The organism is Marisediminicola senii (assembly GCF_011057645.1).
In the GTDB taxonomy this organism is placed as follows: domain Bacteria; phylum Actinomycetota; class Actinomycetes; order Actinomycetales; family Microbacteriaceae; genus Marisediminicola; species Marisediminicola senii.
This window is the reverse complement of sequence record NZ_JAALGE010000001.1, coordinates 212,982-236,288: the sequence shown is the minus strand read 5'-3', so window position 1 is coordinate 236,288 and position 23,307 is coordinate 212,982. Positions and strand designations below refer to the sequence as shown.

Here is a 23,307-nt window from a genome sequence, read left to right as displayed (position 1 = left end):
TCATCAGGCTAGCGAGAGATGCTTGATCATTCGGGTATTGCCGAGCGTGTTGGGCTTTACCCGGGCCAGATCGAGAAACTCGGCCACACCCTCGTCGGGGCTGCGCAGCAGCTCGGAATACAGCGCCGGGTCGATCGGCTCCTCGCCCATCACCGAATAGCCGTGCTTCTCGAAGAAGTCGACCTCGAAGGTGAGGCAGAACAGGCGCGTGAGGCCGAGCTCGAGGGCGTCCGCTTCGAGTCGCTCGAGGATGGAATGCCCGACGCCACGGTGCATCCACTCGGGGTCGACGGCGAGGGTGCGGATCTCGCCGAGATCCTGCCACATCACGTGCAGCGCGCCGCATCCAACGGGCACTCCCATGTCGTTCTGGGCGATGCGGAACTCGCGGATCGCCTCGTAGAACACCACGGACTCCTTGCCGAGCAGGATGCCCCGGTTCACCAGCGGCCCGATCAGCCGCTGGATGTGCGGAACGTCTGAGGTGCGGGGGCCGCGCACGACGAAATCCGACCGCGGGGCATCGGACCGGGGCGATTCTGACCGGGACACTGCGGGACCACCTGACGACTGGCGAGGAAGAGAACGAAAACGACAACGAAGGAGAAACTCGCGCGAACCGGGCAATTGCACGCGTTTCGAGACTACCCAGTGAATAGTTCCTTCGTTTTCGTCGAGTGGCGGGTGCGGCGGCGGCGCTGGACCGGGCGATCGCCGCTACCTGGGTTCGAACGTGATGCCATCGTCGTCATCGCCCTGGCCGAAGTCGATCCCCGGCTCGTCGCCGCCGGGTCCCCCGAGGAGACTCCGAGTAAGCGCCTCCCGCGCCGACAACAGCTGCTCGAGTGCGTCGGCGAGGTCGTCGTCGGTGACGTCGCGGGATGCCTCGGCTGCCGTCAGCACTGCCCGGCGCACGAGTTCCTTCGCGAAGGATCCGGTGACCCCGGTCGCCCGGTCCGCAGCGGCCACCACCGCACCCGACGAGAATGGCAGGCCGTTCGAGTACAGCGCGAAGAGGCGTCGCCGGGTATCCGCATCGGGCAGGTCGATCTCCACGGCGAGGTCGACTCGGCCGGGGCGCTCCGCGAGCGCGCGCTCCAGCAGTTCGACCCGGTTGGTTGTGAGGAGAAAAGTGACGTCGGCGTCGCCGTCGAGTCCGTCCAGAGCGTCGAGCACCGAGAACAGCAGGGGCTGGGGGCCGAAATGCATCTCCCGGTCCCCCGCGACGAGGTCGACGTCTTCGAGCACCACGATCGCGGGCTGCATCGCCCTCGCCAGTTCGGCTGCCTCGGTGATGAACCGGATGCCGGGGCCGGTGAGCAGTACGGCTGTCGTGCCCGGCGTCCGCGCGAGCAGGTGCCGCACGGTCAGCGTCTTGCCCGTTCCCGGCGGCCCGTAGAGCAGCACGCCCCTCTTGAGGTGTTGGCCGGCCGCGACCAGGCGCTCCCGCTGCGCGCCGATACCGACCACGTGCCGCACGACCTGGTCGAGCACGCCGTCCGCGAGCACGACGTCGCCCGCGGCGACCGTGGGCCGCGCGAGGAAGGCGGCGCCCGCCGCCCCGTTGCCGAATTCGCTACCGGTGAGCGACAGCACCTGGCCCCGCAGCACGCTCAGGTGCACCATCAGCTGCCGCACCTCGCGGATGAGTGCTGCCGTGATGGCAGGGTCGGTTGCCATGATTTCGAGACGGGCGTGTTCCTGGCCGAATTGCGGGCGCGCCTCACGCTGCAACACGGCCACCGGCTGCCCCCGGAACTCGAAGAGGTGCAGGCCGGATGCCACGACCTGGCGTTCCGTGTCGGGCCCGGTGGCGATCGACACGTAGTCGACCGGTCCGGGCGCGAATGAGACGTGGCTGTTCGTGAGCAACCCGGGGAGGTCCTCGCCCATGCGCATCTGCCCATGCGAGATACCGACGAGACGCGACTCGGAACGGGTGCGCAACTCGGCCATGGCGAGATCGGCGTCCACCAGTCGATGCCCGAGGATCGTCTCGGTCACCGCGGGAACAGCCGTGGCATCCGCCCCCAGGTGTTGCTCGACCAGCTCACCCATCGGGGTCAGCCGGGAGTCGCGATGCGACGACTGGATGACGTCTTCGAGGAAGGTGCGGAACGTCTCGATGAACGAGTTCTGGTCGGAATCCATGGGGTCATCCTGTCACCCGGCCCGGGCACGACGAAGGCCCGGGAGCAATGCTCCCGGGCCTCGGTGTCGTGCTGGTGGATTACGCCTCGACGGCGGCGATCTCCTCTTCGATGGCTTCGCGGCCGGCCTGGCGGCTGGTCGTGAAGATGAACTCGGCGTCGGCATAGTCGACGTGAACGTGGTCACCCGCGTTGAGTTCACCCTGCAGGATGCGCTCGCTCAGGCGGTCCTCGATCTCGTGCTGGATGGCACGACGCAGCGGACGCGCTCCGAGCGACGGGTCGAACCCGACCTTGATGAGCTGCTCCTTGGCGGGGAGCGTGAGCTCCACCGTCATGTCGCGGTCCAGCAGGCGGTCCGAGAGACGCTTGACGAACAGGTCGACGATCTGCAGCAGTTCAACGGGGTTGAGCTGCGGGAAGACGATCGTCTCGTCGACGCGGTTGAGGAACTCGGGCTTGAAGTGCTTCTTCAGCTCTTCGACGACCTTGCCGCGCATCCGGTCGTAGCCGGTTGCGGTGTCGGAGGCCGAGGTGAACCCGATCGGCGTTCCCGTGATGTCCTTCGTACCGAGGTTCGTGGTCATGATGATCACGGTGTTCTTGAAGTCGACTACGCGACCCTGGCCATCCGTCAAGCGTCCCTCTTCCAGGATCTGGAGGAGCGAGTTGAAGATGTCGGGGTGAGCCTTCTCGATCTCGTCGAACAGCACCACGGAGAACGGCTTGCGACGGACCTTCTCGGTCAGCTGGCCACCCTCTTCGAATCCGACGAATCCGGGAGGGGCACCGAACAGGCGCGAGACGGTGTGCTTTTCGCCGTACTCGCTCATGTCGAGCGAGATCAGCGCGTTCTCGTCGTCGAATAGGAACTCGGCGAGCGCCTTGGCGAGCTCGGTCTTTCCGACACCCGTGGGGCCGGCGAAGATGAACGAACCGCTGGGGCGCTTCGGGTCCTTGAGGCCTGCGCGGGTGCGGCGGATGGTCTTGGAGAGAGCCGAGATGGCCTCCTCCTGTCCGATGACCCGCTGGTGCAGGGCGCGCTCCATGAAGACGAGACGCGCGGTCTCCTCTTCGGTGAGCTTGAAGACCGGGATGCCCGTGGCGGCCGCGAGGACCTCCGCGATGACACCCTCGTCGACGGTGCCGGTCGAGCCGGCTTCGCCGCTCTTCCACTGCTTCTCGAGGCGCAGGCGCTCACCGAGCAGCTGCTTCTCTTCGTCGCGGAGGGATGCGGCCTTCTCGAAGTCCTGGCCCTCGATTGCACCTTCCTTCTGCCCGCGGACGGCCGCGATGCGGTCGTCGAACTCGCGGAGCTCGGGCGGGGCGGAGAGGATCGACAGGCGAAGACGTGCTCCGGCCTCGTCGATTAGGTCGATCGCCTTGTCGGGCAGGAACCGGTCGGCCACGTAGCGGTCGGCGAGGTTCGCGGCCGCGACGATGGCGCCGTCGGTGATCGAGACCTTGTGGAACGATTCGTACTTGTCGCGGAGCCCCTTGAGGATGTTAATGGTGTGCGGCAGGGAGGGCTCGTGAACCTGGACGGGCTGGAAGCGACGCTCGAGGGCGGCATCCTTCTCGAAGTGCTTGCGGTACTCGTCGAGGGTGGTCGCACCGATCGTCTGCAGCTCACCACGGGCGAGCAGCGGCTTGAGGATGCTCGCCGCGTCGATCGCGCCTTCTGCGGCACCGGCGCCGACGAGGGTGTGGATCTCGTCGATGAAGGTGATGATGTCGCCGCGGGTGCGGATCTCCTTGGTGACCTTCTTCAGGCGCTCCTCGAAGTCACCGCGGTAGCGGCTCCCGGCGATGAGCGAGCCGAGGTCGAGCGTGTAGAGCTGCTTGTCCTTCAGCGTCTCCGGCACGTCTCCGCGCACGATGGCCTGGGCGAGGCCCTCGACGACGGCGGTCTTGCCGACGCCGGGCTCACCGATCAGCACGGGGTTGTTCTTGGAACGGCGGGAGAGGATCTGCATGACCCGCTCCATCTCCTTCTCGCGCCCGATGACGGGGTCGAGCTTGCCGTCGCGCGCGGCCTGCGTCAGGTTGCGACCGAACTGGTCGAGCACCTGGCTTCCGGCCTGCTGTGCGGCCTGGTCGTTGCCGCCGACGGCAACCTGTTCCTTGCCCTGGTAGCCCGAGAGCAGCTGGATGACCTGCTGGCGGACCTTATTGAGGTCGGCGCCCAGCTTGACGAGGACCTGGGCGGCTACGCCCTCGCCCTCGCGGATGAGCCCGAGCAGAATGTGCTCGGTGCCGATGTAGTTGTGGCCGAGCTGCAGGGCCTCGCGAAGCGAGAGCTCGAGCACCTTCTTGGCGCGGGGGGTGAACGGGATGTGCCCCGTCGGCTGCTGCTGGCCCTGGCCGATGATGTCCTGGACCTGCTCGCGCACGGCGTCGAGCGCAATGCCCAACGACTCGAGCGCCTTGGCGGCGACGCCCTCACCCTCGTGGATGAGCCCGAGCAGAATGTGCTCGGTGCCGATGTAGTTGTGGTTGAGCATCTTGGCCTCTTCCTGGGCCAAAACGACAACGCGACGAGCTCGGTCGGTAAATCTTTCAAACATGGTGTCTCCCTAAGCACGGTGCAGGGTTCGTGCCGATATAGAGACAGTAACGACGGCTTCTGGCATTTGATGCCCCTGTTCGCCCTAGGCGTGATGGAGGGAGCCGATACCTTGCCAGTCTTATCGATAATCGCTATGTTAACGATTGTCGTTGTTATTGATTGTCGTTAAGGGAGTGAGCATGAGTCCGAGAACGGAACTGCAGGGCACCGGATGGACAGCGCGGTTTGCACGGGGTGTTGTCTGGTTCGTATTCTTCGCTTCGTGCGTCTCCGGCCTGGCGATCGCGGTGACGGTGAGCACGACCGTCACGCAGATGCTGGCTACCGGCCAGCTCGCCATCTCACTGGAGGTGGACGAACCCCTGCCTGCCGACGCGGTCGAGAACGGCGGAGCGTCGATCGCCAACGGCGGCTACGACACCGCAGCAGTCGTCGTCGACGGCCTGTCGGCGACGCCCCTGGTCCTGGCCACCATCTCGACCGTCGTGGGCGCACTCGCCTCGGTGCTCCTCGCCGTCGGGCTTGCCGTCATCGCGTGGCGCCTACTGCACGGAACGCTCTTCACCACGGTGCTGTGGAAGACCGTCGCAACCGCAGGAGCCACCGCCCTCATCGGCGGCATCATCGCCGCCGGACTCCACGTCGCCACCGTGTGGACGACGGTGGGCGAGCTCAATGGCGCCGCCGGGATCGACGGGTTCTGGCCCATGGTCGCCGGGTTCGACCCCGGCATGATCGCGCTCGGTATGGGGCTGCTACTCGTCGCCCTCGCCTTCGAATACGCCGCGTCGCTGCAGCGCGACACCACGGGGCTGGTCTGATGCTCTCGACCTCACCCTCCTGGCTCATTCCCGTTCTCGTCGGACTCGGGGCCATCGCCGTGCTGGCCACAGCCGCGCGACCGGCACGGCAACGCCGCCGGGGCACCGGAACTCCCCCGGCGGCCGACGGCTCGCGCGTCGCGAAACTGGTCAACGGGTGGGCCATCATCGGCGCCCTGCTCGTCGCGATCGGCACCGTGGTGGCGATCGTGCAGGCGACCGTCGCCGAGCGGGTGACGCTCGACGTGCTCGTGCGCCCGTTCCAGCCGGCTACCTCCCCCGGCGTCTTCGACGTACAGGGACCGACTGCCGAGGTCGTCGGTGGGCCCGGGTTCGAGAGGGGCACCTTCGACGTGGAGGGACTGGATGCCGCGGCGCGCGCATGGCTCGCAGCCGGGCACCTCGCCAACGGGGCCACCGTGGTGCTGGTCCTCGTGCTGGTGGCGGCCCTCGCTGGCCGCGCTCTCGAAACCGAGCCGTTCTCCCGCCCGCTGAGCGGGTTGCTCGCTAAAACCGGCGTCGTGCTCGGCGTCGGCGGGGTGGTGTGGCAGGTGTGCTTCACGATCGCGGGCAACCTCGCCGCCGAGCAGATGTTCCGCACGAGCGGCTACGCGCTCGAGGGCGAAGACATTCAGGAACGCAACTGGTCACTCGGGCTGGGAGGGTCCGGCCTGCCGGAGCCGAGCCTCGCCGCCACGATCGAGTTCTGGCCGATCGGCGTCGCGCTCGCCCTCGTGACGCTCGCGGTGCTGTTCCGTGCGGGGGAACGCCTGCAACACGACGCCAGGGGCCTGGTCTGATGCCACCCGTCGACGACGAACCGACCGGGGTCCATTGCCGGCTCGACGAGCTGCTGCAGGCGCGCGGCATGACCCTGACCCGGTTGAGCGAGCTCGTGGGCGTGAGCATCGTGAACCTGTCGGTGCTGAAGAACGACCGGGCACGCGCCATCCGTTTCTCCACCCTGTCTGCCATCTGCGTCGCGCTCGATTGCGAGATAGGAGAACTGCTGGTCACGACGCATTCCCCCGTACAGCCGACGGGCCTAGCATCGATGCCATAAGCAACGTCGAGAAGCGACCCGCCGAGCTGTTGCTCGAGGATCGCCCCGACGGCTCCGGTGTCGAGGTACTCTCGGCCCGCGACGTTCCCCTCGGCGGGCCGCGGGCCATGTCGGTGCGGCGCACCCTGCCGCAGCGCGGTCGCTCGCTCATCGGCGCATGGTGCTTCATCGATCACTACGGGCCGCATGACGTGCGGGGCGGACGCGGAATGGTCGTGCCGCCGCATCCACACACCGGTCTTCAAACCGTGAGCTGGCTGTTCTCGGGCGAGGTCGAACACCGCGACAGTCTCGGCAGCATCGCGACGGTGCGGCCGGGCGAGGTCAACGTGATGACGGCGGGCAGCGGCATCCAACACTCGGAGGTCTCCACCGACGACACGTCTGAGCTGCACGGCGTGCAGTTGTGGGTGGCCCTTCCGGATGCCGCGCGCCACTGTTCGCCGGCGTTCGAGCACTACGCGCCCGAGGCCGTCGCCTGGGGTGACGTGACGGTGCGGGTATTCCTCGGCTCCCTCGCCGGCCAGACTTCGCCGCTGCCGACCCACAGCCCGCTCGTCGGCGCGCAGCTCGACCTGCCGGCCGGTGACCCGATCGCGGTGCCGCTCGACCCGGCCTTCGAGTACGGCATCCTGGTCGACCGCGGCGCCCTCGTGGTCGACGGAACGCCCGTGCCGCGCGTCGACGTGGCGTACCTGCCGGTGGGGCGCGACACCGTGACGCTCGATGCCGACGGGGCGTGCCGGCTTCTGCTGCTCGGCGGCGAGCCGCTGGGCGAGCAGATCGTGATGTGGTGGAACTTCATCGGGCGCAGCCACGACGAGATCGTCAAATTTCGCGAGGCGTGGCAGGCCGATGTGATTACCGGGCTCGACGACGGCGGACGATTCGGCGCGGTCGACTACGACGGGCAGCCGCTCGCCGCGCCGACCATGCCCGGCGTGCGGCTGCGCGCCCGCGGCTGAGCCTCCTCGTACCGCGACGACTGACCGGGAACGGCCGGGTGGCCCGTGCGGCTTTCATTATTCAGGAGTCGACAGGGGTTTCGGGCTGACGATTGCACGATTCTTGTGTGGAAGCGGCTCAGAAGAATGGATGCTGCGTTCAGCACGCAGCATCCGCAATATTCTGTTTTGCCGGCTCATAACCTCCTGAATAATGAAAGCCACACGCGCCCCGCGCAACACGCGCCCCGCGCAACCCGCCTACCGCACGCACCCGGGAACGACGAAGGGCCGCCACGCTGTCGCGTGACGGCCCTTCTGCGTGGTGCCGTTACTGGGTGGTCGCGCCCGTCTGCAGGCGGCGGCGTCCGATGGCGAACACGCCGGCGCCGAGCAGGAGCAGCAGGCCCGCGAGGGTCACCAGCCCCGTTGCCTCGTAGCCGGTGATCGCCAGCGGGTCGTTCGATCCGCCCGCGGTGCTGCCGCTGCCGGAGCCGCTGCCATTGCCACTGCCAGCGCCGCTGCCAGCGCCGCCGTTACCGGCGTTGCTGCCGTCGCCGCCGACCGCGCCGCCGTTGCCTGGCGCGGGAACGCTCGGGCTGGGGTCGGGCGTGGGCACCGGGGTGGGGTCGGTCGTCGGTTCCGGAGTGGGCTCCGGCTCCTCTTCCACGACGGGAGCGGCGACTGCCGTGCCCTCGGGTCCCGCCCACAGCAGCGCCTCGGCGACGTCGCTGAACGCGCCGACCGGGTGCGTGCGGTAGGTCGGGTACGTGCCGAACAGGAACGTGCGCGACCCGGTCGCCGACTCGGAGGAGACCGCAGCCGGCTGGCCGGCGGCATCTGCCTGTCCGGTGTTGCCAGGCGGGATCGCCGGGGTGTTCGGGTTCTGCGTCGCGTCGCGCCAGTGTCCGGAGACGAACGGCTCGGCCGCGTCGTAGCTCTGCTCTACGGTCACGCCGGCTCCGAGAGCCGTGAACCAGGTCGCGGGCGATACGAACGCGGTGTCCTGCGCGTAGGTCGACAGCAGCCCGGTGTCGGGAGTGTCGATGTTCACGATGCCGTTCGAACCGCCGGTGCCGTTGACCGAGGTCGAGGCGAGCAGGCCGAACGAGTTCGCGAATGCGGCTCCGGCGGCACCGCGTCCGACGACGCCCTTGCCGTCGGCGAGGTACGCGGTGACCGCAGCGATGCCGGTCCCCTGCGTGGCCGCGTCGAAGGCCAGGTTTCCGCCGACCCACAGCACGTCGATGCCGCCGAGGTCGACTGCACCCGAGCTGATCGTCGCCGAGGTGACGAGCACGATGTCGCGGAACCCGAGCTTCTCGAGCGTCACGCGGTCGTCCTGGTTGCCGGAGTACCCGACGGTGAGCGACGACAGAGCGGTGCTCTCCTCGGTGCCGAGGCGTGAACCGTCGGTTCCGGTGAAGGAGACCCCGTACTCGGTGACGACGTTCGCCGCGGCGGCACGGGATGCCGCGTCGGGCCCGACGATAACCGAACCGTCGGCGAACTGCGAGACGGCGATGCCGTCGAACAGCATCTCGTTGATCGCCTGGAACTCCGCGACGCCGCGTGCCTCGAGCTCGAGGTACGTGCCCTCGGCGGGGAGCTCGGCGTCGACGGGGGTGTCGGTGATCGGCACGGCCGAGACCGCGATGGCCGGGTCGGTCGTGGTGCCGACGGCCGCGACATCCGCTCCCCACAGCAGCGACAGGCTCCACGCCGAGATGTCGTACATGCTCGGCACGCGCTCGGAGATGTCGGTGCCATCGGCGAGCAGCACGTTCGCGAGCCCGCGCAGCGGCTGGTGCATGTCGACGAAGTACGACCCTGCGGGGTACGTGACGCCGTCTACCGTGAGGGCGGTCGTGGTCTTCTGCACCTCGATGTCGTTGACCAGCAGCTGGTCGACGAGGGTGGCGGCATCCGTGTCAGAACGCTGCCCCTCGCCGACCGGGATGACGTAGGCGCGCGGGATGAACGTCGGGTAGACGTCGGTCTCGTCCCAGATCTCGGCCCACTGGTTGGGCTCGGGAACGGTGGCGGGGTCGAGGTCGGTGGGGATGGTCTCGATCGGCTCGCCGGCGTCTCCGCGGCGGAAGATCTCGATCTGGTTGTCGAGCAGCGCGCTGCCGTTGTCGGCGACGTAACCGACGGTGGTGTCGATGACGATCTCGGCGACCTCGGTGTTCACGACGCCGCGGCGGGTGCCCTCGGTGACGTCGTTCTGCACGCGGCCGAGCGGGAGCTCGACGGTGTTGGTGATCGCTCCCTGGTATGCGACGTACTGGGGCGCGAAGATCGGCGGCCAGTCGTCCCAGCCCGCGCGGATGTCGCGGTAGGGGATGTTGATCTTGCCGGTGTTCTCCGTGGTCGTCGAGCCATCGGCGGCGAGGTAGGTGTTGCCCTCGACGTTCGCGGCGACGACGGCCTGCTCGATCTCGAGCGCGGCGTCGTAGGCGTACGGCAGGAACAGGTCGTACTCGTAGTTCTCGCCGTGCGGCGGACCACACGGTTCGACCTGCAGCACGTCGGTGTAGCCGTGGATGTCGATGAAGTTGGTCGGCTGGATGATGCTCGCCAGGTCGCGGACGATGGATGCCTCGGCCGTCGCGCCCGTGATGAAGTCGCGGTTCGCGTCGAACCCGGCCGCGACCGCGCGCTGCCCGAGGGCACGGCCGTCTGGATTGTTGGTCAGCGTGAAGTAGATGCGGTTGCCGGCGAGCAGCTCCGCGGTCTCCGCGGAGTCGTCGGTGAGCAGCTGCTCGATCGAGTTGAGGCTCGCGTCGGTGCCCTCCCACTCGTTGCCGTGGATGTTGGCGTTGAACCACAGTGGGATCTTGTAGCCATCGAGCAGTTCGGTGTCGACGGCCGCGGCGGCGGAGTCGTTCTTGACCTCGTCGCGCCATGCGTTCTGCTGCGCTGTCTGCTCCGGGGTCTCCGGGGCGGTGATGGTGACGAGGTGGATGTCGCGGCCGAGGCCGGACTTGCCGACCACCTGGCTGGAGATGAGGTCGCTCTCGGCCATCCACTCATTGAGCTGGGGAGCGATCTCGTCGTAGGGGGTGAGGCCACGTTGCAGCGATGCATCCGTGGCGAGGTCGGGGGTCACCTCCAGCTCGGGCTGGAACGGATAGCTCTCCGGCATGTCGATGTAACTCGACGTGGCGCGGACTATCGGCGTCGCGGTCGTTGCCGGGTCTGCCTGGGCGATGGATGGAGTAAGGACGATCGCTGAAAGGGCGACGGCAATGCCGCCAGTTCCAGCGATGACGCGCGTGAACGTCATGCTTTCCGCTCTGTTGGGGGTGTGTACCTTGCCCCAAGCTATGTGAGCGGTGTTACTTCGATGTTTCGGCGGCCTTCGCCGCGCGGCGGGCACGCTCTTCGGTCTCCATGTCGGAGTACACCTTGCGTTCGGTGCGGTCGGCCCGCAGGATCGACCGCATCACAATCCAGAAGATGATTCCGACCAGGATCGTCGGTGTGACCGAAAAGGCGGCATTCGCCCAGAAGTTCTCTAGCACCGCCCTAGGATACGCGCGCCGGCTGGGAGGGTGGATGCCGCGGCACTCAGCCCCCGAGGATCCCGACGATGCCCGTTCCGACGAAGTAGAGCCCGACTCCCGCGACGATCACCCACAGCAGCATGCGCATCGGGGTCGGCGGGTCGGAGCGCTTCTTCTTCTCGGGAGGCAGGTAGCTCATGGTTCTCTCTCTTACTTGACCAGCGGGAACAGGATGGTCTCGCGAATGCCGAGCCCGGTGATGCCCATCAGCAGGCGGTCGATGCCCATACCCATTCCGCCGGTGGGCGGCATGCCGTGCTCGAGCGCCCGGAGGAACTCTTCGTCGAGGCGCATGGCCTCGACGTCGCCGCCCGCGGCGAGCTTTGCCTGCTCGACGAACCGCTCGCGCTGCACGACGGGGTCGACCAGCTCGGAGTAGCCGGTGCCGAGCTCGAAGCCGTGCACGTAGAGGTCCCACTTCTCTACGACGCCGGGGATGGAGCGGTGCGCGCGTACGAGCGGGGAGGTGTCGACCGGGAAGTCCATCACGAAGGTCGGGCGCTCGAGCCCGGGCTTCACGAAATGCTCCCAGAGCTCTTCGACGAGCTTGCCGTGGGTGGGCAGGTGCACCTCGATGTCGAGCGACCCGGCGAGGGTGAGCAGCTCGTCGAGCGGCGTCTCCGGGGTGATGGCGATGCCGGATGCCGCGGAGAGCGAGTCGTACATGCTGACGCGGTCCCACTCGCCGCCGAAGTCGTACTCGGTGCCGTCTGCCCAGGTGACGACGTGCGATCCGGTGGCGTCGAGCGCCGCGTTCTGCACCATCTGCTGGGTCAGGTCGGCCATCTGGTGGTAGTCGCCGTAGGCCTGGTAGGCCTCGAGCATCGCGAATTCCGGGGAGTGTGTTGAGTCGGCGCCCTCGTTGCGGAAGTTGCGGTTGATTTCGAAGACCCGCTCGATGCCGCCGACGACGGCGCGCTTGAGGAACAGCTCGGGCGCGATGCGCAGGTAGAGCTCCGTGTCGAACGCGTTGCTGTGGGTGGCGAACGGGCGGGCGGATGCCCCGCCATGCATGACCTGCAGCATCGGGGTCTCGACCTCGACGTAGTGGTGCAGCGCGAAGGTCTTCCGAAGCGATGCCACGACGGCGGCACGGGAGCGCACCATCTCGCGGGCGCCCTCCCGGGCGATCAGGTCGAGGTAACGGCTGCGCACGCGGGTCTCGTCGTTGAGCTCGGCGTGCAGGTTGGGCAGCGGGCGCAGGGCCTTGGAGGCGATCTGCCATTCGTTCACCATCACGGAGAGTTCGCCCCGTCGGCTGGAGATGACCTCGCCCGAGACGAAGACATGGTCGCCGAGGTCGACGAGCTCCTTCCAGTCGCGCAGCGAGTCCTCGCCGACCGCGGCCAGGCTCACCATGGCCTGGATTCGCGACCCGTCTCCGGACTGCAGTGACGCGAAGCAGAGCTTGCCGGTGTTGCGCGAGTGCACGACGCGACCGGCGATGGAGACGACGTCGCCGGTGGCGACATCGGGCTCCAGGTCGGGGTAGGCGGCGCGCACCGCGGGAATGGTCGTCGTGACGGGCACGCCGACCGGGTAGGCACCCGCGCCGGACTCGATGAGTCGCGCCCGCTTGGCGAGGCGCACGGACTTCTGCTCCGACACCTCGAGCTCGAGTGCCTCATCGTCGGAGAGGATCGGGGTGCTGGGCTCGGTCATGGCTCTCCTGCGTGCGAATAGGTGTGGTGCGGGCGTCGGGCTGGCCGACCGTCCAATGGTAGTTGCGGCACTCAGCCGATGTAGATGGCCTGGTTGTCGATCAGGCGGGTGTCGCCGACGCGGGCGGCGACGAGCACGACCGCGCGGCCGTGGTGGCCCTCGTCGACCGGCAGGAAGGTGGCGGGGTCGACGACGGTGAGGTAGTCGAGCTGCACGTCGGAGTCGCCGGTGAGCACCGACTGCGCTGCGGCGAGCACGGCGTCGGTTCCCCGATCGGCCGACGACTCCGCCGCTTCGAGGGCATTCGGGATGGCGACGGCGGCGCGGCGCTGGCGGTCGTCGAGAAAGCGGTTGCGGCTCGACAGTGCGAGGCCGTCGACGTCGCGCACCGTCTCGACGGCCTCGACCGCGATGTCGAGGTCGAGGTCGCCGATCATGCGCCGCACCAGGAAGACCTGCTGGGCGTCTTTCTCGCCGAATGCCACGACGTCGGGCTCGACGATGTTCAGCAGCTTCGCGACGACGGTGAGCACGCCGTCGAAGTGTCCGCGACGCGACTTGCCCTCGTATCGGCCGCCGATCGACCCCGAGGTGACGCGGGTCTCGCTCGCGCCCCGCGGGTACATCTCGTCGGCGGTGGGGGCGAATACGAACGGCACGCCGCGGGCCTCGAGGGCCGCGAGGTCGGCGTCGAGGGTGCGCGGGTAGGTGTCGAGGTCCTCGCCCGCCCCGAACTGCAGCGGGTTGACGAAGATCGAGACGACCACGATGTCGGCGATCTGGAGGGCCCGGTCGATCAGGGCGAGATGGCCGTCGTGCAGGGCACCCATCGTGGGCACCAGGGCGACTTTCCTGCCTCCGTCAGCGCTTTCGGTGAGGTGGCGGAGTGCGGAGCGCATGCCCGCAATGGTTTCGACGACGACGGACACCTGACGATGTTACCGGTGCTCCGCAGGTCACAGGCTGGGCGGCGGGGTGCGCAGGGCGTTCTCGACCGAGGATCGCACGAGTGGCGCGAGCAGCCGGCCCGGTGCTTCGACGCCGATTTCGGCGAGGATTCCGGTGGCCTGGGCCACGATGGCGTGCGAGAAGCTGGTCGCGGTGCTAATGGCCTCGGCGTACGCCTCCCGGTCGGCCTCGGCGATCATCACCGGTTCCCCGCCCATCTCGACCACGAGCGCCTGCCCTATGGGCTGCACGGGCCCGGGGGCGGTCACGGCGAACCAGGTCTCGGCGAGCCTGGCGACGTCGATCGAGGTTCCGGTGAACGCCATGGCCGGGTGGATGGCGAGCGGGATCGCTCCCTGCGCCATGGCCGGCGCGAGCACGGCGGTGCCGAAGCGCGCCGCGGTGTGCACCACGAGCTGGCCGGGCTGCCAGGCCTTCACCGCGGCGAGCCCCGCGACGAGACCCTCGAGTTCGTCGGCGGGAACGGCGAGGATCACCAGTTCGCTGCGCTCGACGAGGGCGGGCACGTCGATCATGGGCACTCCGGGCAGGATCGCCGACGCGCGTTCCCTGCTGGCCTCAGAGATGGCCGAGATGCCCACGATGGCGTGGCCGGCCCCGGCGAGGGCGGCACCCAGCACCGGGCCGACGAGGCCAGCCCCGACGATGCCGACCCCGAGGCGACCCGACCTCTGCTGCGGCGCCGGCGTCATGCATCCTCCGTCGAACGCCATCGGTGCGACGTGTCGGTGCTCGACGCGGAGACGGCGGCCGCCGCGACATCGTCGAAGAAGGCGGTGGCGGTGTCGGCGTCGATCGCGCCGAGCTGCGCCGTGATGGGGCCGGCGACCGTGTGCAGGTAGACGGCGGCGAGCGACAGGCGGCGCTGGAGCGGGCCCTGGCTGAGCGCGATGCTCTGCAGGCGCGGGTGCGGAACGATGACGAGCTCGCGCCAGATCTTGCCCTTGCGCAACAGCACGGACCCGGGGCCGACGGCGAATCCGTTGCGTCGCCACGAGAACCAGCGCAGCACGCGCGCGCGGCGGGGCGAGTTGGCGAAGCCGTCGTCGTCGGTTCCACGGCCGATCATGCCGGTCTCGGCCATCGCGAGCGCCTCCTCGGCGCTGAACTCGGGCAGCACGAGGCCGAGCACGCGGCGCACGTCGTCGAGGTTGCCGACCGGGAGGATGGTGGTGTTCTGCTGGCCGGCGGCTCCTGACGCCGAGGAGTGGCCTGCACGGTTGACCTTGACCTCCCACCACCCGGTGGTGCGCCACAGGATCGGCTGGCTGACCTTGACGGAGTGGATGCGGCCGGGGGGCAGGGTCTCGTTGCTCGTGGTGAGCAGGCCGAAGCCGACGCGCACCCCGTCCGGCGTGCCGGCGATCGTGTAGCGAAGCGACTTCAGGAACCGCTGGACGTAGAAGGTGCCGATACCGAGGGCGGCGGGAATCACGCCGATGAGCCCGAACAGTGCCTCGCTCGCGAAGATCGAGGTCACGATGACGGCGACGATCATGAGCACGAGGAAGATGGTGCCGCCGCTCAGGGCGATGGAGCCGAGCAGCCGGCCGACGCTGAGCTTGACCACCGACTCCGGTTCGGCGGCATTCGGGTCCAGCTCCGGCGCGAGGAACTCGCCGAGCCGCCGGTCGACGATCGACCCCTCGGCCGTTGTGGCTGCGGCCCCGTGCTGCGCGACCGCGCGGCTGCCCGATGCGAGGCGTAGGATCTCGCGCCGCAGGTCGTCGGCCGCACCGGAGCCGAGGTACTCGAGCTTGACGTTCGCGTCCTGCCCGGCCTGGTTGACCTCGAGCTTGGCGGCCCCGAACAGCCGTGCGATCACGGGCCGCACGATGTTGATGCCCTGGATGCGGTCGAGCCTGGCCCTGCGGTTGGTGCGGAACAGCACGCCGGAGCGCACCTCGACGACCTCGTCGGTGATGCGGAAGGTGTGCATGCGCCACGAAACGTAGAAGCCGATGACCAGCACGACGAGCACCGCGAGCACGGCTCCGATGGCGGGCAGCAGGTAACCGCTCTCGAGGATCAGGTCGATCGGGTCCCCGGCGCCGTACCCCGCCTGCGGAACGAACATCTCGATCAGGCGCTCGCGCAGGTTGGCGATGATCACGCCGATGATGGCGAGCAGCGCGATTCCGCCCTTGAGGAGTGGTGACGCGGGGTGCAGCCGATGCCACTCGCCGTCGCTCAGTGACGCGGCGAGCGCGGTGACGGGTTCGCCCGGCAGCGCTGCGGGGGTGCGGGCGACGACCTCGTCAGGCGCGGGGCCCGCCTCGGGCGCGGTGCCCGGGTTCGTCTCGGGCGCGGGGGCGGAGTTCGCCGCGGGCGCGGGGCCCGCGACGGGTCCCGACGGGTATTGCTCGTCGCTCACAGGCCGGCCCGGCGGCTCTCGGCGAGCGCGACGAGGTGATCGCGCAGCTCGTCTGCCTCGTGCTGGGGCAGTCCGGGAATGATGACATTGGTGGATGCCGCGGCAGTGACGAACTTGAGGTCGCTGAGCCCGAGGGCGCGCAACAACGGTCCACGGTTCACGTCGATGAGCTGCATCCGTCCATAGGGAACCGCGACGAAGCGCTGGAACAGGATGCCCTTGCGGAACACCAGGTCGTCATCACGCAGCACGTAGCCGATCGCGCGGATGCGACGTGGGGTGAACGCCGCGTAGACCAGGACCGCGAGTACCGCGGCCGCGGTGGCCCACCACGCGTAGTCCCAGCCGAACAGGTGCAGCGGGATGGTCGCCCCCGCGACGACCAGTGCGGTGACGGCAAGCCCGATGAACTCCGCCGTGAGGTATTTCGGTGACACCCGGTGCCAGGCCAGCGTCGGAAGGTCAAGGCGTGTGCTCACTGGAATCCTCTGGTCGCTGGTGCCTCGCCGGCGGGATCGGCCCGCTTAGGAGCGTGCCCTCGCCGGTCGCTGTCCGTCGTTGTCTTCGTCGTCGTCTGGCGGGATGCGGCACATGTGCTCCGCGACCAAACCGCAGGTCAGGAGCACCACCGCACCCACGATGGTGGCGATCGTCGACGCCAGCGAGCCTACCCCCGGCACCACGGAACGCGTGAGGAGATACGCGAGCATCCCTCCGCCTGCGCCGGCGAGCAGCGCGCCGCTGAGGGCGCTGGCCTTCGCGAGCATCACCACGCGGGTGGCGAAGAACGGGTCGACGGGGCCCTTCGCCGGTGCGCGCCCCCGCGTCATCCGTCGAATGGGCACCGCCATCCAGACCACGATCGCCCCGATGGCGATCAGGGCGAGGGGCAGGGTGATCGGTGCGATCACGATTGGGCGCCCGGCCGACGCGAGCGCGAGCTGCGTCATGCCACCGACCACGAGGCCGATCGCGGCGAGCAGCAGCAGGCTGGAGATGCGGGTGCGGGTCATCTAGCGAACCTCGTTTGCGAGCGGGGCGGCGTGGCCGGTGAAGCGGGTTCGGGCCGGTCTTTGCGACATCAGCGGACCTCGTCCATCAGCGGGGCCGCGGCGTACGGGTGCACCACGTCGCTGACCTCCTGCACCAGCTGGGCGATGCGGCCGTAGCCGGGCAGGTTCGCGAGCGGCGCGATCTGCAGCCACGGCACCAGCACGAACGCGCGCTGGTATGCCCGCGGATGCGGCAGCGTCAGGTTCTCGCTGGTGACCTGTGTTCCGGCCGCGGTGATCAGGTCGAGGTCGATGGTGCGGTCGCCCCACCGCTCGGCACGTACGCGCCCCATGTCGGCCTCGATGCCGTTCAGTGCGGCGAGCAGGTTCTCCGGCTTCATGGCCGAGCGCACCGTGATGACCGCGTTGAGGTAGGCGGGTGCCTGGTCGTCGACGCCGTCGGGCTTGAGCGCCGGCGATTCGACGATGTCGGATGCCGCGGTCACCGTGACCCCCGGCAGTGCCGAGATCGCGCGCACGGCGTCGCGCAGCGTGCGTTCGCGGTCGCCGAGGTTGCTGCCCAGGGCGATGACGGCCGGGAGGCGCGCCCGCATGCGCTGCTGTCTCACCGCCACGGTGCCACCACCCCTGCCTCGATCGTCGTCTCCGTCACCATGGCCGTCTCACTGCCGGTCCCTGACGATCGTCACGGCGACATCGGTGAAGGGTACCGTGATGGGCGCCTGCGGCTTGTGCACGGTCACCCGCACCGAGTGGGCGGCGGGGTGGGCGAGCACGACGGCGGCGATGCGTTCCGCGACCGTCTCGATCAGGTCGACGGGGTGTCGCTCGACCGCGGCGACCACCTCCTCGGCGAGCACTCCGTAGTGGATCGTTCTCGAGAGGTCGTCGGATGCCGCGGCGCCCGCCAGGTCGACCGCCACCGTCACGTCGACCACGAACTCCTGGCCGTCCTCGCGCTCGTGGGCGAAGACACCGTGGTTGCCGCGGGCACGGAGCCCGGTCAGGGTGATGCTGTCGCGCGGCACGGCGCTCACGATCGCGCGCCCTCGATGGCACTCCACGCGTCGAGGGCCGCGGCCGTCGCCGCGACGTCGTGCACGCGCACGCCCCACGCGCCGGCGGAGGCCATCATCGCGCTGATGACGGCGGTTGCGGCATCCCTCGCCACCGGAGGCTCCCCGTCGGGCAGCAGGTCTGCGAGGAACCTCTTGCGCGACACCCCGACCAGCACCGGGGTGCCGCGCGCGGTGAACTGGTCCATGGCCGCGAGCAGTCGCCAGTTCTGCCCGGCATTCTTCGCGAACCCGATTCCGGGATCGAGGATGACGCGGGACTCGTCGATCCCCTCGGCGACGAGCTGCTGCATCCGTCGATCGAGGTCTGCGATCACGTCGCCCACGACGTCGCCGTAGTCGGTGCGATCATTCATGGTGGCACTCGGGCCGCGCCAGTGCATCGCGACCATGCGGGCGCCGCCGGCCGCCACGACGCCGGCCATGTCGGGGTCGGCGAGTCCACCGGAGACGTCGTTCACGATGCTCGCACCGTGCTGCATGGCGATGGCCGCCGTGGCGGCGTTCATGGTGTCGATGCTCACCGCGATGCCGGCGGCGGCGAGTTCGCGCACCACCGGTTCGATGCGCTGTCGCTCGACCTCGACCGGTACGCGCTGGGCGCCAGGGCGGGTGGACTCGCCGCCGACGTCGATGATGTCGGCACCCTGCACGACCATCCGGTGGGCTGCGGCGACCGCGGAGTCGACGTCGGCGTGCACTCCCCCGTCGCTGAAGGAGTCGGGCGTGACGTTGAGGATGCCGAGGATGACCGGGCGCGCTGCGGCACGCTCAGGGCGTGCGGCGGCGCGCCCTGCGGCATGCTCAGCCACGGTGTGCACCGATCAGGGCGAGCGCTTCGGCGCGGTTGACCGCATCGGTCATGATGCCGCGCGCGGCCATCGTCGCGGTGGTGCTGTGGGCCTGCCGGGCGCCGCGGGCGGCGAGGCACGAGTGGGTGGCGTCGAGTACGACGAGCACCCCGCGCGGCGCGAGCCCGGCGTCGATGGTGCCGGCGACCTGGTCGGTGAGGCGTTCCTGCAGCTGCGGCCGGGCGGCGAGGGTCTCGACGACCTGCGCGAGCCTGCCCAGCCCGACGAGGCTGGCCTCGGGTGCATAGGCGATATGCGCGGTTCCGGTGAACGGCACGAGATGGTGTTCGCAGGTCGACCTGAACTCGAGGTCGCGCACGACGACCAGCTCGCCCGGCTCCTCGACGGGCAGCAGGTCGTCGAGGTGCCGCAGTGGGTCGACGCCGATGCCGGCGAAGTACTCGCGATACGAATCGGCGACCCGCTGCGGTGTGTGGCGGAGGCCGTCACGCTGCGGGTCCTCGCCGATGGCCTCGAGCAGTTCGGCGACCGCTGCCGCGATGCGGCCGGTGTCAATGCCGGTCACGGGTCCTAGGCCGGGGCGATATCGGGGGCCCGGCGGGGGCGGGTGACCCGGGTCGGCTTGGGGGCCGGCTCGGAGTCGATCGCTCCGTCGGTCGCACCCAGGTCGATCGGCGCCTTCTCCGGCATGGGGATGGGCGGGCGGTCCGATACCGGGCGGCGGTCGCTCGACAGCCACTGCGGCCGCGGGGTGAGCTTCTTCACGTCGGCGAAGATCGCGGCGAGCTGCGTCTGGTCGAGGGTCTCCTTCTCCAGCAGCTCGAGGGCGAGCGCGTCGAGGATGTCGCGGTTCTCGTTGAGCACGTTCCACGCCTCGTCGTGCGCGTTCTCGATGAGCTCGCGCACCTCGGCGTCGACCTGCTCGGAGAGGCGCTCGGAGTAGTCGCGCTGGCTGCCCATGTCGCGGCCGAGGAACATCTCGCTGTTGCCTGAGCCCAGCTTGACCGAGCCGATGTTGGCGCTCATGCCGAACTCGGTGACCATCTTGCGGGCCGTGGAGGTGGCCTTCTCGATGTCGTTCGATGCCCCGGTGGTCGGGTCGTGGAAGACGATCTCCTCGGCGACGCGGCCACCCATGGCGTAGGCGAGCTGGTCGAGCAGCTCGTTGCGGCTCACGGAGTAGCGATCCTCGACCGGCATCACCATCGTGTAGCCGAGCGCGCGCCCGCGGGGCAGGATCGTGATCTTGGTCACCGGGTCGGTGTTGTTCATCGCGGTCGCCACGAGCGCGTGGCCGCCCTCGTGGTAGGCGGTGATGAGCTTCTCCTGGTCGCGCATCACGCGGGTGCGGCGCTGCGGGCCGGACATCACGCGGTCGACGGCCTCGTCGAGGGCGCGGTTGTCGATGAGCTGGGCGTTCGAGCGCGCGGTGAGCAGCGCGGCCTCGTTGAGCACGCTGGCGAGGTCGGCGCCGGTGAACCCGGGCGTCTTGCGGGCGAGCACCTCGAGGTCGACCCCGGCGGCGAGCGGCTTGCCCTTGCCGTGCACCTCGAGGATCTTCTTGCGGCCGAGCATGTCGGGGGCGTCGACGCCGATCTGGCGGTCGAAGCGACCGGGGCGCAGCAGTGCGGGGTCGAGGATGTCGGGGCGGTTGGTCGCGGCGATGAGGATGACGTTGGTCTTGACGTCGAAGCCGTCCATCTCGACGAGCAGCTGGTTCAGGGTCTGCTCGCGCTCGTCGTGGCCGCCACCCGATCCAGAACCGCGGTGGCGTCCGACGGCGTCGATCTCGTCGACGAAGATGATGGCCGGCGAGTTCTCCTTGGCTTCCTTGAACAGGTCGCGCACGCGGCTCGCGCCGACGCCGACGAACATCTCGACGAAGTCGGAACCCGAGATGGAGTAGAACGGCACGTTGGCCTCGCCTGCGACGGCGCGGGCGAGCAGGGTCTTGCCGGTCCCGGGAGGGCCGTACAGCAGTACGCCCTTGGGGATGCGCGCTCCGACGGCCTGGAACTTGGCCGGCTCCTTGAGGAAGTCCTTGATCTCCTCGAGTTCCTCGATGGCCTCGTCGGCACCGGCGACGTCGTCGAAGGTGACCTTGGGGCTCTCCTTGGAGACGAGCTTGGCCTTGGACTTGCCGAACTGCATGACGCGGTTGCCGCCGCCCTGCATGCTCGAGAGCAGGAACCAGAAGATCAGGCCGATGATCGCGAACGGGATGACGAAGCCGAGGATCGAGGTGAACCAGTTGCCGGTCGACACCTCGTCGTCGAAGGTGTTGAGCTGTGAGTCGTTGATCGCGTTGATGACCTCTTCGCCGCGGGCGGTGGCGTAGTGGAACTGCACCTGGTTGCCCTCGTCGCCATCCTGGGTGAGCACGAGGTCGACCCGCTGGTCGGCGTCGATCACGGTGGCCGACTCGACTTCGTTGTCGCTCAGCATCTCTAGGCCCTCGGAGGTGCTGACCTCGCGGAACCCGTTGCCGCTCAGCAGGCTGAATCCGACGGACACGACGATCACGGCAAGAAGGATGTAGACCAGGGGGCCGCGCAGGAGCTTCTTAAAATCCATAGTGTCCCGGACGGCGTGCCCGGCGCCTTTCTGACGAAGAATGTGACTGCAAGGGTACCTGCAGCGCTATTGGCGTCACCCCACTGTTTGCTGGCGGCGTAACGACCATTGGCTATGAGGCGTATATGTGCGGCGCCAGCACGCCGATCCCCCGCAGGTTGCGGTACTTGTCCGCGTAGTCGAGCCCGTACCCGATGACGAACTCGTTGGCGATCTCGAAACCGGCGTACTTGACGTCGACCACGACCTTCGCGGCATCGGGCTTGCGCAGCAGCGCGCAGATCTCGACCGACTCCGCGCCCCGGCTGCTGAGGTTCGCGCGCAGCCAGGAGAGGGTGAGCCCCGAGTCGATGATGTCCTCGACGATGAGCACCTTGCGGCCGGTGAGGTCGGTGTCGAGGTCCTTGAGGATGCGCACGACGCCCGACGACTGGGTTCCGGAGCCGTACGACGACACGGCCATCCAGTCCATCTCGATCGGCAACGTCAGCGCCCTGGCCAGGTCGGCCATCACCATCACCGCGCCCTTGAGCACGCCGACCAGCAGCAGCTTCTCGCCCGCGTAGTCGGCGTCGATGCGCTTCGCGAGCTCCTCGATCTTGTCCTGGATCTGCTGCTCGGTGTAGAGCGTCGCGGCCAGGTCGTCGGCGATGTCGGTCAGTTCCATTGGGGCTCCGTGGTCGTGGCTGGTGCTGGGACGGCCGGGTCAGTCGGCGGTCTTTGCGCGCTGAACACTATCCGCCCCCCGCGCCGTTCCACCCTAATGCCGGGCAGGTCGAGCGGCCCCTGCCCGTGCCAGTCGGTGACCAGGCGGCACACCTCGAGGGTCTGCGCGCGCGACAGCGTCCGGTGGAACTCGCCGTGCACGACGAGACGCACCAGTCTCTGCCGCAGTGCGGGCGGGTTGCTCGCGAGCGACGCGACCGGCAGCGCGATCCCGGCCTCGGCGTGTTCGGCGAGCTCCTCGATGATCTCCTCGGCGAAGTGGTCGAGCGCCCCGGCGTCTTCGCGCACCTGCTCGGCGGTGCGGGCGAGGGCCTCGGCGATACCCGGGCCGAGCTCGCTCTCGAGCGTGGGCAGCACCGTCGCGCGCACGCGCACCCTGGTGTATGCGGTGTCGTCGTTCTGCGGGTCGTGCCACGGGGTGAGGCCCGCATCGTCGCAGAACGCCAAGGTGGTCGACCGACGGATGCCGAGCAGCGGCCTGAGGAGTGCGCCGCTCGCGGCATCCATGCCACTGAGGCTGCGGGTGCCGCTGCCCCGCGCGAGTCCGAGCAGCACCGTCTCGGCCTGGTCGTCGAGGGTGTGGCCGAGCAGCACGCTCGTCGCCCCGGTCTCGCGCCGCACGGTCTCGATGGCGGCGTAGCGGGCGTCACGGGCGGCGGCCTCCGGTCCGCCCGCGGTGCCCACGCGGACTGCCCTCACCACGACGGGGTCGAGCCCCAGTGCCCTGGCGGTGGTGGATGCTGCGGCCGCGGCATCCACCGACCCCTCCTGCAGTCCGTGGTCGACGATCACGGCCCCCGCCACCAGGCCGGCCCGGGGCGCCTCGAACGCGGACGCGGCGGCCAGCGCGAGGGAATCCGGTCCGCCGCTCAACGCCACGAGCACCAGCGCACCGGGCTGCTGGCCCTCGAGCGCACCCCGCACCGCCCGGCGGATATCGGCGATCGCGGGCGTCAGCCGGGGTCTGTCGGTCATCCGATAACGT

The 23,307-nt window shown here is 69.0% G+C and carries 23 protein-coding genes; 4 read left to right on the top strand and 19 right to left on the bottom strand.

The annotated features are described in order from the left end of the window. Positions 1 to 3: 3 nt before the first annotated feature. From G5S38_RS01090 to G5S38_RS01080, 3 genes are all read right to left on the bottom strand, one after another. A complete protein-coding gene (locus G5S38_RS01090; protein ID WP_235928831.1) occupies positions 4 to 501 on the bottom strand; it encodes an amino-acid N-acetyltransferase in 498 nt (165 codons plus the stop codon). 216 nt (positions 502 to 717) lie between these two features. Then, a complete protein-coding gene (locus G5S38_RS01085; protein WP_165063326.1) occupies positions 718 to 2,151 on the bottom strand; it encodes an AAA family ATPase in 1,434 nt (477 codons plus the stop codon). Positions 2,152 to 2,230: 79 nt separating this feature from the next. Then, positions 2,231 to 4,717 carry an ATP-dependent Clp protease ATP-binding subunit gene (locus G5S38_RS01080; RefSeq protein ID WP_165063325.1) on the bottom strand — a complete coding sequence of 829 codons (2,487 nt, stop codon included), beginning with the start codon at positions 4,715 to 4,717 and terminating at the stop codon, positions 2,231 to 2,233. A gap of 181 nt (positions 4,718 to 4,898) precedes the next feature. Here G5S38_RS01080 and G5S38_RS01075 point away from each other — a divergent pair, with 181 nt between their 5' ends. The 4 genes from G5S38_RS01075 to G5S38_RS01060 are packed head-to-tail and all read left to right on the top strand — an operon-like array spanning position 4,899 to position 7,568. Next, a complete protein-coding gene (locus G5S38_RS01075) occupies positions 4,899 to 5,540 on the top strand; it encodes a hypothetical protein (RefSeq protein WP_165063324.1) in 642 nt (213 codons plus the stop codon). Then, entirely contained in the window at positions 5,540 to 6,340 is an 801-nt protein-coding gene (locus G5S38_RS01070; RefSeq protein WP_165063323.1) for a hypothetical protein, read from the top strand. The genes G5S38_RS01075 and G5S38_RS01070 overlap by 1 nt, the downstream gene beginning before the upstream one ends. Next, positions 6,340 to 6,603, top strand: coding sequence for a helix-turn-helix domain-containing protein (locus G5S38_RS01065; protein ID WP_165063322.1), 264 nt, complete (start codon positions 6,340 to 6,342; stop codon positions 6,601 to 6,603). Before G5S38_RS01070 ends, G5S38_RS01065 begins: the two co-directional genes overlap by 1 nt. A 29-nt stretch (positions 6,604 to 6,632) precedes the next feature. Continuing rightward, the gene (locus tag G5S38_RS01060) at positions 6,633 to 7,568 is read left to right on the top strand and encodes a pirin family protein (protein ID WP_328796044.1); all 936 of its coding nucleotides are present in this window, start codon (positions 6,633 to 6,635) and stop codon (positions 7,566 to 7,568) included. Between the two features lie 310 nt (positions 7,569 to 7,878). Here G5S38_RS01060 and G5S38_RS01055 read toward each other — a convergent pair whose 3' ends face one another. The 16 genes from G5S38_RS01055 to tilS all read right to left on the bottom strand — a co-directional run bounded on the left by G5S38_RS01055 (position 7,879) and on the right by tilS (position 23,297). Then, positions 7,879 to 10,836, bottom strand: coding sequence for a M14 family zinc carboxypeptidase (locus G5S38_RS01055; RefSeq protein WP_235928830.1), 2,958 nt, complete (start codon positions 10,834 to 10,836; stop codon positions 7,879 to 7,881). A 52-nt stretch (positions 10,837 to 10,888) separates the two neighbouring features. Then, complete coding sequence (locus G5S38_RS01050) at positions 10,889 to 11,074, bottom strand: hypothetical protein (protein WP_165063321.1); 186 nt, start codon at positions 11,072 to 11,074, stop codon at positions 10,889 to 10,891. Between the two features lie 46 nt (positions 11,075 to 11,120). After that, positions 11,121 to 11,255: a hypothetical protein gene (locus tag G5S38_RS15810; RefSeq protein ID WP_268921031.1), complete on the bottom strand. Its 135-nt coding sequence runs from the start codon at positions 11,253 to 11,255 to the stop codon at positions 11,121 to 11,123. Between the two features lie 11 nt (positions 11,256 to 11,266). Continuing rightward, the gene (gene lysS / locus G5S38_RS01045) at positions 11,267 to 12,778 is read right to left on the bottom strand and encodes a lysine--tRNA ligase (protein ID WP_165063320.1); all 1,512 of its coding nucleotides are present in this window, start codon (positions 12,776 to 12,778) and stop codon (positions 11,267 to 11,269) included. Between the two features lie 71 nt (positions 12,779 to 12,849). Beyond that, positions 12,850 to 13,707 carry a pantoate--beta-alanine ligase gene (gene panC / locus G5S38_RS01040; protein WP_268921030.1) on the bottom strand — a complete coding sequence of 286 codons (858 nt, stop codon included), beginning with the start codon at positions 13,705 to 13,707 and terminating at the stop codon, positions 12,850 to 12,852. 27 nt (positions 13,708 to 13,734) lie between these two features. Next, complete coding sequence (locus G5S38_RS01035; RefSeq protein WP_165063319.1) at positions 13,735 to 14,439, bottom strand: Rossmann-like and DUF2520 domain-containing protein; 705 nt, start codon at positions 14,437 to 14,439, stop codon at positions 13,735 to 13,737. Further along, a complete protein-coding gene (locus G5S38_RS01030; RefSeq protein WP_165063318.1) occupies positions 14,436 to 16,121 on the bottom strand; it encodes a PH domain-containing protein in 1,686 nt (561 codons plus the stop codon). Before G5S38_RS01030 ends, G5S38_RS01035 begins: the two co-directional genes overlap by 4 nt. Continuing rightward, on the bottom strand, positions 16,118 to 16,600 hold the full coding sequence (locus G5S38_RS01025; RefSeq protein WP_165063317.1) for a PH domain-containing protein: 483 nt from the start codon (positions 16,598 to 16,600) through the stop codon (positions 16,118 to 16,120). Before G5S38_RS01025 ends, G5S38_RS01030 begins: the two co-directional genes overlap by 4 nt. A 45-nt stretch (positions 16,601 to 16,645) precedes the next feature. Then, the gene (locus tag G5S38_RS01020) at positions 16,646 to 17,134 is read right to left on the bottom strand and encodes a DUF3180 domain-containing protein (protein ID WP_165063316.1); all 489 of its coding nucleotides are present in this window, start codon (positions 17,132 to 17,134) and stop codon (positions 16,646 to 16,648) included. A gap of 68 nt (positions 17,135 to 17,202) precedes the next feature. After that, positions 17,203 to 17,748, bottom strand: coding sequence for a 2-amino-4-hydroxy-6-hydroxymethyldihydropteridine diphosphokinase (gene folK / locus G5S38_RS01015; RefSeq protein ID WP_235928829.1), 546 nt, complete (start codon positions 17,746 to 17,748; stop codon positions 17,203 to 17,205). Positions 17,749 to 17,796: 48 nt separating this feature from the next. Further along, positions 17,797 to 18,171 carry a dihydroneopterin aldolase gene (gene folB / locus G5S38_RS01010; RefSeq protein WP_235928828.1) on the bottom strand — a complete coding sequence of 125 codons (375 nt, stop codon included), beginning with the start codon at positions 18,169 to 18,171 and terminating at the stop codon, positions 17,797 to 17,799. Then, positions 18,168 to 19,022, bottom strand: coding sequence for a dihydropteroate synthase (gene folP / locus G5S38_RS01005; RefSeq protein ID WP_165063315.1), 855 nt, complete (start codon positions 19,020 to 19,022; stop codon positions 18,168 to 18,170). Before folP ends, folB begins: the two co-directional genes overlap by 4 nt. Continuing rightward, positions 19,015 to 19,587 carry a GTP cyclohydrolase I FolE gene (gene folE, locus G5S38_RS01000; protein WP_165063314.1) on the bottom strand — a complete coding sequence of 191 codons (573 nt, stop codon included), beginning with the start codon at positions 19,585 to 19,587 and terminating at the stop codon, positions 19,015 to 19,017. Before folE ends, folP begins: the two co-directional genes overlap by 8 nt. Positions 19,588 to 19,592: 5 nt before the next feature. Further along, positions 19,593 to 21,596: an ATP-dependent zinc metalloprotease FtsH gene (gene ftsH, locus G5S38_RS00995; RefSeq protein WP_165063313.1), complete on the bottom strand. Its 2,004-nt coding sequence runs from the start codon at positions 21,594 to 21,596 to the stop codon at positions 19,593 to 19,595. Between the two features lie 112 nt (positions 21,597 to 21,708). After that, positions 21,709 to 22,263: a hypoxanthine phosphoribosyltransferase gene (hpt, locus tag G5S38_RS00990; protein ID WP_165063312.1), complete on the bottom strand. Its 555-nt coding sequence runs from the start codon at positions 22,261 to 22,263 to the stop codon at positions 21,709 to 21,711. Continuing rightward, positions 22,254 to 23,297 (bottom strand): tRNA lysidine(34) synthetase TilS, encoded by a 1,044-nt coding sequence (gene tilS / locus G5S38_RS00985; RefSeq protein ID WP_165063311.1) that lies wholly within the window; start codon positions 23,295 to 23,297, stop codon positions 22,254 to 22,256. Before tilS ends, hpt begins: the two co-directional genes overlap by 10 nt. Positions 23,298 to 23,307: the final 10 nt, after the last annotated feature.